We start from the raw sequence: 11,030 nt of genomic DNA on the forward strand, positions 1-11,030 counted from the left end.
AGAAAAATCTAAGACCCTAAAAATATTATTAAATCTTATATTTATTCATATTAGTGGCCATCACCATAACCCTGAAAGGAGATAAAATGCACGAAGTAATAACTGTACTGTTCGATGGATTTGAAACTCTGGATGTTTTCGGACCAGTCGAAATCCTGGGAAGACTAGAAAATGAGTTTAAACTCCATTTTCATTCTATTGATGGAGGTATTGTTAAAAGCAGCCAGAGAGTGCCAGTTCTGACAGAATCCTTATCATCTTTAGATTTTACGGATTATATTCTAATGATTCCCGGTGGAATGGGAACCAGAAAATTAGTAAAAGATGAAGTTTTTCTGGATCATCTTAAACAGCTGGCCCTTAATGCCAAATACATCCTAACCATTTGCACCGGCTCCATACTCCTGGCCAGAACTGATCTGTTAAATGGCAAGAAAGCAACCACTAATAAAAGGGTATTTGTGTGGACCAATAATTTTCCAGAGGTTAACTGGGTTCGGGAAGCTCGCTGGGTTCAGGATGGAAATATATATACCAGTTCTGGAGTCAGTGCCGGTATGGATATGGCACTGGGATTTGTTGCTGACCAGTTGGGTTATAATGTGGCTAAAAAGCAGAGCATTGAAATTGAGTATGAGTGGAAGGAAGATTCCACTTGGGATCCTTTTTCTAAAATTTACTCCAGTGTTAAATAATTGAATTAAAGAGCAGTCTGACCTTCCGTGATATTACTGTATATGCTGGACGTATTCAAAAATAGAACCATCCGGATGTTGAACTGTCATGTTAACTCCGGTGGGGACTTTTTGAGGGCCTCGAATAATTCTTGATCCGTTTTCTTCCAGGAAAGAATGGTAGTCCTCCACAGAATCCACCAGAAATGTGGCTTGTGTCCTCTTAAAAGGTTTTAAGGCCTGTTCCAAACCGGCAATGATCAGGATATCGTCAATCTGTGCTAGTTCCAACCCCACTTCCGGCATGGGAATCCTCATTTCCACCTTCATTCCCAGGAGTTTCTCATAAAAATCCAGGTGTTCCTCTAAATCTTCTACATAAACCCGGGAAAGTGTTTTCAGTACTTTCATACCCATTCACCATATTTTTTTACTACTATTGTGATCCTCTCCCTTAAAAACTGATCTCTCTATTCTGATCTTGAGATTCTAAAAAAATAAAGAATTATTAAAAAATGATTTAATAATTTCTTTTAAGGCGTCTTACGTAGATAGTAGCCCATATGTAGGCCACAACACACCCTAATCCGCCACCGACTACTATTCCCCACCAGACACCAGGGGATCCGAATCCCAGGGTGAAGGCGAATAGGTAAGAGAAGAATGCCACAAATACCACTTCCCTTAATACCGTGAGTATCAGGGAGGTGAATCCTTTGCCCATTCCCTGGAAGATGGAACTGGCAGTGATTCCCAGGGGAACAGTGAGGTAAAAGAGGAACATCACTTGCAGGAAGGCAGCTATGGATGGTGCCATGAAAGCGCTTTCCGGAGAGTAGGTGAATATGGTGGCTATATTTCCGGCAAATACGTAGGATAATAAGCCAGTTACCACTGCTATTCCCACTCCTAACTTGGCAGAATAGCTCAAAGCCGTGGAAAGGTTTTTATAATTCCGGGCACCGTATGCCGCTCCGCCAACAGTGATGGCCGCCGTTCCGATTCCGATCGGTGGTATCATGGCCATCATTACCACTCTCCAGCCCGCAGTGTAGACTGCCACGGCTTCTGCTCCCCCAGTTACAACCAGCATAAGGTTTAAGATCACTCCTAGGATAGACATGACCAGAGATTCAATGCTGGCAGGTAAAGCAACCATAAGAATGTTTTTAATCACATTCCAACTTGCTTTGAAGTCTTCTCTGGAGAAAGACACGTAGGTGTCTCTTTTTAACAGTAACCAGTAGAACAGGACCACACAGGAGAGGCTACTGGATAAAATGGTGGCCCACGCCGCTCCACTCACCCCCCATCCAAAGTAGTAGATGAATATAGGGTCCAGGATGATGTTCAGGACTGTGGTGGCAGCTATAGCGTACATGGGCCGATTCACATCCCCCTCTGCCCGGAGAATACCCGAGGCCACGTTGGAGAATATGAAGAAAATAAGACCCGCAAACACTATCTGACCGTATTCCATAGCTAGATCTATGGTGACACCGGCACCCATCAAGAGTAGGATTTCTTTTAAAAATAACAGCAATATAACTGTTATTACAGCTGATACTACAATTGTTAGTATTAATGAATGCATGGCCGCGTTATCTGCACCTTCTTTATTCTTAGCTCCTATACATCGAGCGATTAATGATGTTGCACCCGCCCCCAAACCGTTACCTAAACCTATCACTATCATGAATAGAGGGTTGATGAAACCTAATGCTGCTAGAGCATTTGGTCCCAGGCCGGCCACCCATATGCTGTCTGCCAGGTTGTAAGCCATTATCAAAAACATGGAAATGATCATGGGGATGGCCAGTACCCTGATTGCCTTTTTAGGTTCTCCAGTAACCATGGAGATACGCTGGTCCACACCTTTTGAATTTTCAATTTCAGAATTCATCTTTTTCTCCACAAAAATCTAAAAACATTCGACTATGAGGTTTTTTTTCATTAAAACCCTAATACTCATTTAAACTGGATAACTCTGATTAAGGGGTAGCTGTTTTTAGATAAACAGAGTTACCATGAACTGGGCAAGACAAGAATGGTAAAATTAGATTCAACGTTATTACATTGTTGATGGGTATATATATCTTTGTGGTTCCTGGATAAAATAAGGGTAAAACTGTATTTTTCTGGAATTATTCCATGAATTTGTTTAATTATTGTTTAATTGGACCATTTTTTTAAATATCTTCAATAGGATATCCATTATTTTCCGGTAACTTCAAATTACGACCTAGTTCTGAAAATAGAAATATTTTATTTGGACGTTTAATCGGAATTTAGGGTGATTTCCGGCCAAATTCGGGTGTGATCTGGGTGTCAATTTGGAAAAATCATTTATCTGATCCAGGAGTTATTATGACTAACAAGTGAAAGGAGGTGGGATATAAGCAGTATCCATACCCGACCATGTAGACCCGGCATCTACCTGCCCTTAATTATACCACCCCAAAAAAAATTTGTTGATCAGCCTCGATCAGGCAGGAGATTTACTGGTCTACAGGACGGGAATATGTTTAATTATTTTTTATAATTCCTTCTAAAAAAATGTGAATCTGAAGTTATTCTTTAATTTACATGATACTACTATTATATTTGGAAAGTATTTATGCAGTATTCAAGGTAACATCATTGCGGAGATCAAAAAAATGTACGATGTTTTGGTGATAGGCGCTGGACCTGCTGGTTGTATGGCTGCTAAAAAAAGTGCTGATGCCGGTTATGATGTTTTATTAGTGGACAAGATGGATTTACCCCGGGAAAAGTCCTGTTCTGGTATTTTAATACAGAAATCAGTTCAGATGGTGGAAGCTGAGTTCGGCAAGATACCGGAAATGACTTTTTCACATCCTCAGATTAACCGGGGGATTATACTTACCAATGAAGATGGAAAGACCTTCCGATTTGAAAGTGAAGGTTACAATATCTGGAGAAACCTATTCGATCATTATTTAGCCCTTAAAGCTGAAGAAGCGGGCGTTGAACTTAGAACTGCCCGAGCAATCTCTTGCCGTGAGAAAGAAGATAGAGTGACTGTCAACTTTAAAGACTGGGAAGAGGAGGCCCAGGTGGTCATAGCCTGTGACGGGGCCAGAAGCACGATTAAAAAGAATAATATGGTTACCTCAAATAATACAAACCCCATAATCACTTATCAAACATTTTGCAGGGGTAATGTTGACCTAGAAGCTGATTTTTTCCATGCTTTTTTAAATCCCGAGCTTTCCCAGTACGATGCCTGGTTCAATGTCAAGGATGAATATATCATTATGGGAGTGGGTGTTCAGGACCCATCCCTTATGAAAACTTATCACTCCCGGTTCCTTTCTTTTCTAAAAACAAACCACAATGCCAGGATAGATTCTATTGTTAAGGAAGAAGTGGGTATTATACACCACATAACACCAGAATTTCAGGTAGATCTGGGAAAGGGTAGGGTGTTTTTTGCAGGGGATACCGCCAATCTCCTGAATCCCCTGGGTGAGGGAATATCCAGTGCACTGGCTAGTGGATATCTGGCAGCTCATGCAATTAAATCCAGTGATAATCCCAAGGATATGTTGAATACGTATAAAAAGAGTATGGAAAAAGATATAGCTTATATGATTAGGCAGTGGAAGTTTCTTGGTGGGATTTCTACTAGATTCAGGTGTTTTCTGGATTAATGTGTCATTTTTCTGGGCCCCAAGCAGACCTCTGGGTGAGGGCCGGGTTGAGGAAACTCAACAGATCTTCCCAGTACTTTTCCCGGGATATTCCACGGGCTTCCAGCACCATCTGAAAACTAAAATCAAGGTTTAATGCATTGGTGGCCATTATGTTTAAGTATATTGACATTTCAACTGGATCTAAATCTTTTCTAATGGTTCCATCGGCAATGCCTTCCAGTATGGCTTCAACCATGATACGCCACATTCCCGTGCTCAGATCCACGATCTCCTGGGCATCCTCATTATCACTCATCTGAAATCTTTCGGTCCCGGAGTAGCAATATATGCGGAAGTATTCCGGATACTCCCTTGAAAAATCAAACAATCCCTGTAACATGGCTTTTACCTTACCATAACCATCAGTGTCAATATTAAAACATCGCACGTATATCTCATGGAGAATTCGTACCCCCTGAAGATTTACTGCGAAGAATAAGGTTTCCTTATTTTTAAAATAATAATAGAGGAGTGCTTTGTTAACCTCTGCTTTTTGGGCTATCTCATCCATGGTAACTTTGTCATATCCCTTGGTAAAGAAAACCTTCTCTGCAGCATCTATTATTTCCTGTCGCCTTTTCTGCTTTTCTCGTTCTCTTCGGGAAATGTTAGACATGGTAAGTTCACCCATTGATCTCTACTATACTGTTGGATGTGAATCTTTTTAAATCTTGGTTAAAGATGGAGTGATTGTCCCTGCGGGATATTTAAAAATTGGGCCAACCAATCTATTATATTTTCCATTAAATAATTCCTGATTTTAAGAGTTTTTTGGATTTTATATCCAAAATCAAGCCGGAATATCCCGTTTTATTAGGTGGAGTGAAAGGGCAAAATATATATTGTATTAACTACAAGTTAAACATTAACTGATAGTTAAAATTTAAATTTGAGTTAAAAAATCTGGAGGTAAAATCATGGTGGAAAAAAAATCAGTAGAAGAATGGCCCCCGGTGGTGGGCGACTACACCACCGGCGATGTGGAAAGCGCAGTGGCCGTGGTAACCCTAGGCTCCCATATGGAAAATACGCCGGTAGATGCCGGGGCAAGTATTTCCGGGCCTTTACACACCGAAAACCTGGGAATTGAAAAGGTCATAGCCAACGTGGTTTCCAATCCAAACATCAGATTTTTAGTGGTGTGCGGTGCCGAAGTCCAGGGACATATCACCGGCCAGAGTATAAAGGCACTCTATGAAAATGGTGCCGACCCGGAAAAGAAAAGAATAAACGGCGCCACCGGAGCCATACCCTACGTGGAGAACCTGAATGAGGAAGCCATCCAGAGATTCCGGGACCAGGTAGAGGTAATTGACCTGGTAGATGTGGAAGACCCCCACCAGATCCAGGCCCAGATCAAAGAATGTCTGGCCCAGGATTCCGGTGCCTTTGAAGAGGAATCACTGGTAATAAAACTACCAAAAGAAGAGTTAAAAAGCACCCACTCTACTGAAAACACTTAAAACATAGGTTAAATTCCATCCTAACATTTATAGGGTCCATTCTATCCTGAGATTCGTGAATTTTATCCGTATTTGTTCACGAATCTCCAGGTACAATTGATCTATTGACAGAATATAGTTTTAGCAAAAACAGTACCAGCTTATTTTTTATTCATGAATTTCCTGTATAACAGTTCCGCTTCATCCAGAGCATGTTTTTCATCCCGATTAAGTGTTATGAAGGGATGATATTCCATCAAAACTCGGCTCTTTTTGAAGGTACGCCTCCAGGTGCCTACGATCTGACCATCTAAAGAGATGGTTGATCGGTAATGTCCCTGAAGGTATTTGCGCATTTTAAGGTCCAATGAAGCACTCCGATCACGGTAGGCAAAGAGATACTCATCATAGGTGGGTAAAAGATGGACCACGGGTAAGTTTGGCCCAGAATCTTCGCTAAGTGTTAACAAATTTTCTTCTTCAGAATACCAGTAAGTTTTCCCATTGATGGTTTCCTGCTTGAGTTCTAACTTAACTGCCTCTAATCCTGTTCGAGCATCAGCTGTCAGGAGTCCAGACCACCATATGAAGTCATGGAGAGTTGCCGGTCCACGGCTTTTGAAATAACGCCGGGTGAGCTCGGCCAGTGCTTCATCATCATCCATGTCAGATTCCGGGATCATATCCAGGGACATATAGAGGGGAACATTATTATCCACTCCACACTGACATATCAGCCCATCAAGGGAAGCTCTCTGCAGGATATAAGCTGCTCGTTGCCCTTCTGTGCCAATACCCTTTTTTCTGAGAATATCCAGTAATTCCTTCCGGTTAAGTTCAGTACCTCCTTCCAGTGATTCTTTTAACACCTGATTACTTTGTTTTAAAGTATCATCATCCAGTTCCAGTTCCCTGTATCGGCGTGTGTTCTTTTTAATAATACGGGGTGCCAGTAAATTGAGCATCCAGTGAATATCATCGGCAGAAACTATCTGGAGAGTCCCCCGCATGAGCCATGTCCGTAGAAGAGTTTTAGCAGCAAACTCATTCTCTACATAAGTATCGGTAATTCCTGGTAAACGAAGGCCCAACGCCCATTTAGCACCAGCATAGTCCTGACCCTGGATAGCTCCTAACCATGAAATTAACTCAAGGGGCTTCTTGAACTTGGTACTAATGAGTTGTTGATTATGAAGTCTGGTCATTGCAATGTTTGAGTTCAGGTTAGTCAATAGCAGAGCCCCCCTGATTTAATACCGCTTAAACATCCGCTTTGATTGCAGGATCAATACTTATATACTGCTTCATGGTCTTCAGGTAGTTTTCGCCACATTTTATCGGCTATGATGACCACAATTGCTGCAATATTAATTAAAACAATATAAGCTAGCGAATATGGTCCAGATATGCCCACAGGAGTGATAATCAGGGTACCTGCCGTGTTAATCGAACCATGGAATAAGGTGACTAGAAGTAGGCTGCCCCGGGTATGATTATAAATCCAGGTAAAGAGGAAGGTAAGTCCAATATTCCAGGTGAATCGGGTTAGGAATGCATCAAATCCACCGGGATACATACCATTGTAATAAAGTGGCAAATACCAGACTGTCCAGATTACAGCTAAAATTAACGTTGCCACCAGAGGGGAGTAAAGATTCTGTAATCGTGGAAGGGCAAAGCCTCTCCAACCTATCTCCTCCCTTAAAGGGCCTCGAATCAAAGTAATGTAAAAGAAAGAGAGAATAGCTCCGTAAATAGCACTAATTGAAATTTGGGGTAATATTTCACTAATGGGAGAACCAGTAGTGAAAACACCGAAGATAAGCGAAAGGTAGGTTATAACCGGGAATATTAATAAGGCAACAATATACCATTTTAAACCCACCTTCCAGATATACAGTTTGCTCAGAAGCTCTCGTATCCCTTCATGAGCAGCTAATCCCCCAGTAATTATATAAGCAGCTATAACTGCATTAACAATTATTAAAATTAGTACGGTAATAGAAATCGTGTTTAAAGAGATTCCTAAGTATAAAACAACCAGAAAACTGATTAATACCAGTAATATTATAAAAATTGCCCATCTTTTAAGGTTCTGAACTTCTAGTTTTTTGGGTTTAATAGCACCAGAAAGGACTATTGCCACTAAAGCAGGACCAGAACCACCAATAGCAGACACCAGGACAGCAATTATGGGATCAGTTATGGAGAATAAAAGAGGTAAAACAAAGAATACCCATGTAACTACGAAAGTTAGTGTAAAATAAGATTTTAACTGGTTATTTTTAATTAATTCCTGGATAGAACCCACATAACCCCTCCTAAGAATAATATTTACTTAGTTATTACTTACTCTATTTTTAATTATAAAATTATCGATTTACCGTACCTTTAAAACTGTACATCAACCATTTGAATTCCCCTGTTACTCATGTAAATGCTTTAATTAATACATATTTGCGCTTAAAGAATTTTTAAGCCTATTTAGACGCTGCTAACCAAGGATTTTTATTTTACATAGTTTTTAATATTTTGGAATTCAAATATATTAAATAGGTGATAAAAAATGGTTAGTGTCAATGAACAAGCTCCTGTTCTGGCTAAAGTGGAAATTGAAATTGATGCCGATCCCCGTACAGTTTGGGATATTTTAACTGATATTGAAGCCTGGCCCAGTTGGAATCCTGATGTAAAAGAAGTTATACTTCATGGTAAATTAGAACCAGGAACACATTTCCAGTGGAAAGCTGGTCCGGGGAAAATTTCATCGGTTCTACAGAATATAGAACCACCACACCGTATAGCCTGGACCGGGAAGACCATGGGCATCAATGCCATTGATGTTTTCAAAATAGAGGATGTAGAGGGTAAAACCCGTGTAGTAGAGGAGGAATCCTGGGAAGGTCTCCTAAGCCGTGCCATGCACGGGAAATTTCAAAAGATGCTGGAAGAATCCCTGAATTCCGGCTTGGAGCACCTTAAAATAGAAGCAGAACGCGTCCATAACCAGGAGTAGATCTCTGACTTTTAATAAAAACTCCAATTATCCCTTGGTGAAGAAAAAATTTAACCTCCAAGATATTGGAGTTACGGAGTAATGTAAATGGTCAAGACAAAAGATTACTATACATCCCAGAAATCCGAGTTTTTCACCCAGTTTGATGGCTTCTGTGAACGTGTGGGGGCCTTGATAGAAGAAAAATACGGGAAAAAATTTAAAAATGATGTTATGGGTGAAATTAAGAGAGGATTTGAACTTATTTTTGATGAAATACCCTACATTGGTGGGGATGATAATTTCTTAACCATGGACCTTGTTTCTGCAGCCCAGGACCTGGCCCTGTATCAGGTCCTGAAAAGGCATGATAAGCCAGTGGAAGAAATTGGGGAGATAGCTTACCAGGAATCTGAACAATATTTAAGGGATAATGCAGATTTAATTCCCCCTATGACCCATCCTAAGTACGTTTTTTACATTGAAATGGCGGCTAAAGAGTCCCTGAAGAGGAAATATCCTGGTGACTGGGCCTACAAATTCATCCCCCCAGAGGGGGAGAATGATTATGGACTGGATTTTGTGGAGTGTGGAATACAGAAGTTATTCCATGACCACGATGCCGATGAATTCACCCCTTACCTGTGTGCCATGGACATTCCCATGAGTGAATGCGGGAATCTAGGCCTGCATCGTACTCAAACCCTGGCCGAAGGCAGTGATCTGTGTGATTTCCGTTACAAAGGTGGAAGGGAAACTGAAGTTGCGAGTACGGTGATTAAAAAGGGGTAAATATTGAAACCCGTAAATTCACTATTCAGATCTCCTCCCAAAATCTACCATTGCCTGGTAATTGGTACTATTTACCTGAAATAATTTTTTCTAGCCATATAGTTAATTTTTGGCATAATTGCACCTATTTTTTAACTACAACCCTAAAATTACGTATTTTTCCATTTAACAGGACTCTTACAAATTTACCACTTTCTTAAAAAGGAGTAGGAGAACAATTTTGTTAGAAGCCCCTATTATTCATGATAAAGATTAATAAACGTTTTTAAAGGAAATCAAAAGGTTTATAGATGTTTTAAACCATAATAGTGCCATATCTTTAATAGTTTTTTTAAGATAGATCTTGAAGTTACAAGTAGAATTTTTCAATCCGTTATAAATCACTGGGGATCCGAAGAGGAAATATAAATGAACACTGTAGAAGTAGAGGTTCTGCGCAGAGAGGCTATGGAGGAAGAGAAAGAGGAAATAGAACGAATTCGAAAAAAATACAGAGAACGACAGAAACAAGGCAACCCACAAAACCCAATCATTGACCAAGAAAAACAAGCCCTAATAAAAAAAGCACAACAACAAGAACAACAAGAAAAAGAACAACTCCTGAAAAAATACAGAGAGCGACAAAAACATGGCAATCAACAAACCCCAATCATTGACCAAGAAAAACAAGCCCTAATAAAAAAAGCACAACAACAAGAACAACAAGAAAAGGAACTACTTCTGAAAAAATACCAACAAAGAAAACCCCAAAAAGCAGACCCCTCCACAAATTACTTGGAAAATAAAGATCTCCCCGAGAGTAATGAAGAATTAATTGTAAATGATAATCTCAAGGAATTTGGACGGGGAGATAGGGAATTAAAAGCTGAAAAGATAGAATGGGAAGAAGAAATATCTGAAGAATTAAAACTGGATAGGTCGGCTTTACTGGCCAAGTATAATTTAAAAGATGTTAATGATGATGTTGAAGAGATTTTACACCGCTTTGACCAGTCGGTTTATGATGAGGATGTTGAAAAGATAGAAAAAAAATTAACAGATAGAATCACAACCTCTGCTTTGTCACATCCCAAAGTGCAATGGGTTAATGTCCTGGTGTTCTTTAACAAGGGTGAACTGGAAGGGAATATAAAGATATTCGCAGAATATGCTGATAAAGGGTTATTGAATCGTATAAGATCTGAAAATAATGAAAGAAGATTAGAATTTGAACTAATACAGGCTGCACTATACGAAGTATGGGATGTTTTCACTACCTTAGGTATTTACATCGATGACCTTGACTCGAAACTAGATGTTGAGGTTGAACTGGACCGTGCCTGACTATATAATACCCTGAATCAACCAGATCGAAAACTGAGATTTTTGTTTTATATGCCATGAAAAATATTTAGGGTCTTAGTTTTTTCAT

At 39.9% G+C, this 11,030-nt stretch carries 11 protein-coding genes; 6 read left to right on the forward strand and 5 right to left on the reverse strand.

Annotated elements, in window-relative coordinates:
- Positions 1–86: 86 nt before the first annotated feature.
- On the forward strand, positions 87–695 hold the full coding sequence (locus QC759_RS00240) for a DJ-1/PfpI family protein (protein WP_048073091.1): 609 nt from the start codon (positions 87–89) through the stop codon (positions 693–695).
- 33 nt (positions 696–728) lie between these two features.
- On the opposite strand, the gene QC759_RS00245 is transcribed toward QC759_RS00240, so the two are convergent.
- Positions 729–1,085, reverse strand: a complete 357-nt coding sequence (locus QC759_RS00245; RefSeq protein WP_048073090.1) for a VOC family protein — start codon at positions 1,083–1,085, stop codon at positions 729–731.
- Between the two features lie 109 nt (positions 1,086–1,194).
- Positions 1,195–2,577 (reverse strand): MATE family efflux transporter, encoded by a 1,383-nt coding sequence (locus tag QC759_RS00250; RefSeq protein ID WP_048073089.1) that lies wholly within the window; start codon positions 2,575–2,577, stop codon positions 1,195–1,197.
- A gap of 754 nt (positions 2,578–3,331) precedes the next feature.
- Between QC759_RS00250 and QC759_RS00255 the strand changes: the two genes are divergently transcribed.
- A complete protein-coding gene (locus tag QC759_RS00255) occupies positions 3,332–4,348 on the forward strand; it encodes an FAD-dependent monooxygenase (protein WP_048073088.1) in 1,017 nt (338 codons plus the stop codon).
- A gap of 4 nt (positions 4,349–4,352) precedes the next feature.
- Here the strand turns inward: QC759_RS00255 and QC759_RS00260 are convergent, their stop codons facing one another.
- Positions 4,353–5,006: a TetR/AcrR family transcriptional regulator gene (locus tag QC759_RS00260; RefSeq protein WP_048073087.1), complete on the reverse strand. Its 654-nt coding sequence runs from the start codon at positions 5,004–5,006 to the stop codon at positions 4,353–4,355.
- A gap of 301 nt (positions 5,007–5,307) precedes the next feature.
- Between QC759_RS00260 and mtrA the strand changes: the two genes are divergently transcribed.
- Positions 5,308–5,853, forward strand: a complete 546-nt coding sequence (mtrA, locus tag QC759_RS00265; RefSeq protein ID WP_048073086.1) for a tetrahydromethanopterin S-methyltransferase subunit A — start codon at positions 5,308–5,310, stop codon at positions 5,851–5,853.
- Between the two features lie 140 nt (positions 5,854–5,993).
- Here mtrA and QC759_RS00270 read toward each other — a convergent pair whose 3' ends face one another.
- Together QC759_RS00270 and QC759_RS00275 are read right to left on the reverse strand one after the other, a co-directional pair.
- Positions 5,994–7,064 carry a winged helix DNA-binding domain-containing protein gene (locus QC759_RS00270; protein WP_052400033.1) on the reverse strand — a complete coding sequence of 357 codons (1,071 nt, stop codon included), beginning with the start codon at positions 7,062–7,064 and terminating at the stop codon, positions 5,994–5,996.
- Between the two features lie 53 nt (positions 7,065–7,117).
- Positions 7,118–8,143 (reverse strand): CPBP family intramembrane glutamic endopeptidase, encoded by a 1,026-nt coding sequence (locus QC759_RS00275; RefSeq protein WP_048073085.1) that lies wholly within the window; start codon positions 8,141–8,143, stop codon positions 7,118–7,120.
- Between the two features lie 255 nt (positions 8,144–8,398).
- Here QC759_RS00275 and QC759_RS00280 point away from each other — a divergent pair, with 255 nt between their 5' ends.
- The 3 genes from QC759_RS00280 (at position 8,399) to QC759_RS00290 (ending at position 10,942) form a co-directional block, all read left to right on the forward strand.
- Positions 8,399–8,848 carry an SRPBCC family protein gene (locus QC759_RS00280; RefSeq protein WP_048073084.1) on the forward strand — a complete coding sequence of 150 codons (450 nt, stop codon included), beginning with the start codon at positions 8,399–8,401 and terminating at the stop codon, positions 8,846–8,848.
- A gap of 87 nt (positions 8,849–8,935) precedes the next feature.
- Entirely contained in the window at positions 8,936–9,619 is a 684-nt protein-coding gene (locus QC759_RS00285) for an L-2-amino-thiazoline-4-carboxylic acid hydrolase (RefSeq protein WP_052400034.1), read from the forward strand.
- A 408-nt stretch (positions 9,620–10,027) separates the two neighbouring features.
- Positions 10,028–10,942, forward strand: coding sequence for a hypothetical protein (locus tag QC759_RS00290; protein WP_276698281.1), 915 nt, complete (start codon positions 10,028–10,030; stop codon positions 10,940–10,942).
- Positions 10,943–11,030: the final 88 nt, after the last annotated feature.

It is taken from the genome of Methanobacterium formicicum, assembly GCF_029848115.1.
In the GTDB taxonomy this organism is placed as follows: Archaea; Methanobacteriota; Methanobacteria; order Methanobacteriales; family Methanobacteriaceae; genus Methanobacterium; species Methanobacterium formicicum.

What these genes read in the sequence shown, in the direction of transcription:
- QC759_RS00250 (WP_048073089.1), bottom strand. Translation starts at nt 2,577, where the DNA reads ATGAATTCTGAAATTGAAAATTCAAAAGGTGTGGACCAGCGTATCTCC.
- QC759_RS00255 (WP_048073088.1), top strand. Translation starts at nt 3,332, where the DNA reads ATGTACGATGTTTTGGTGATAGGCGCTGGACCTGCTGGTTGTATGGCT.
- QC759_RS00245 (WP_048073090.1), bottom strand. Translation starts at nt 1,085, where the DNA reads ATGAAAGTACTGAAAACACTTTCCCGGGTTTATGTAGAAGATTTAGAG.
- QC759_RS00290 (WP_276698281.1), top strand. Translation starts at nt 10,028, where the DNA reads ATGAACACTGTAGAAGTAGAGGTTCTGCGCAGAGAGGCTATGGAGGAA.
- mtrA (WP_048073086.1), top strand. Translation starts at nt 5,308, where the DNA reads ATGGTGGAAAAAAAATCAGTAGAAGAATGGCCCCCGGTGGTGGGCGAC.
- QC759_RS00285 (WP_052400034.1), top strand. Translation starts at nt 8,936, where the DNA reads ATGGTCAAGACAAAAGATTACTATACATCCCAGAAATCCGAGTTTTTC.
- QC759_RS00240 (WP_048073091.1), top strand. Translation starts at nt 87, where the DNA reads ATGCACGAAGTAATAACTGTACTGTTCGATGGATTTGAAACTCTGGAT.
- QC759_RS00280 (WP_048073084.1), top strand. Translation starts at nt 8,399, where the DNA reads ATGGTTAGTGTCAATGAACAAGCTCCTGTTCTGGCTAAAGTGGAAATT.
- QC759_RS00260 (WP_048073087.1), bottom strand. Translation starts at nt 5,006, where the DNA reads ATGTCTAACATTTCCCGAAGAGAACGAGAAAAGCAGAAAAGGCGACAG.